This is a genomic window from Limnohabitans sp. 2KL-17, from assembly GCF_003063415.1.
Classification (GTDB): Bacteria; Pseudomonadota; Gammaproteobacteria; order Burkholderiales; family Burkholderiaceae_C; genus Limnohabitans_A.
Genome location: NZ_NESK01000091.1, coordinates 1 through 826, shown reverse-complemented (window position 1 = coordinate 826; position 826 = coordinate 1). Strand labels below are relative to the sequence as shown.

Here is an 826-nt window from a genome sequence, read left to right as displayed (position 1 = left end):
AAGCGCTGGTTGCTGCCCAAACTGCACTCACTACGGCCAACGCCAGCGGCACCACAGCAGAGAAAACTGCTGCCCAAGCCGTGCTCGATGCGGCCAAACTAGCAGCCGCCAAAGCCACAGCTGAAGCCGATGCGGCGGAACTTGCGGCTGCCAAGCAAATGGGTAATCTGGCCCCGTTGCTTTCAGCCGTGAATCACACTTTGATATTCACTGAAATGCTCGGTGCGGATAACGGATCTAACGCTCAGTTGGTCTTCAGCGGTTTGAGTGCCAGTGATTTAGACAGCCAGTTGATGTCTGCGACGATGCGTATCACCAATGTCCAGGTTGGCGATGTGTTGCTGTTCACGGACACGGGAAAAATTACTGGCAGTTACAGCAATGGCGTTTTGACTTTGGCGACCAAATCAGGTGCCAGCCCAAGTAGCAGTGAATTTTCAGCAGCGCTTGCTTCTGTTAAGTTCAACAACAGCTCCGACAATCCGGTCACCACAGATCGACAAATCAGCTTGGTGATCAGTGATGGCGCGAAGAACAGCCAGACCATTATCCAAACAGTGCAAGTTGTCTCGGTCAACGACGCACCCACGGTGAGCGCCGCCCTTGCTTCAAATGCAAGCGAGGGAGATGTCAGCTACACCGTCAATCTGCTGCAAGGGGCCACGGATGCAGATGCCGGCGAGACTGCCACACTCAGCACGCAAAGCCTTACCTATCAGGTAAATGGTGGCACTGCCAGCGCCACACTGCCTGCAGGCGTGAGCATCACCGGCAACACCCTGACGGTCGACCCCGCCAACGCGGTGTTTAACAGCTTGGCCTTTGG

At 55.3% G+C, this 826-nt stretch carries 1 protein-coding gene; it reads left to right on the top strand.

The window, feature by feature from the left end; translation table 11 throughout:
- Nucleotides 1-826 (top strand): hypothetical protein (locus B9Z45_RS17130; RefSeq protein ID WP_158270454.1); only part of this gene is annotated, 826 nt, incomplete at both ends.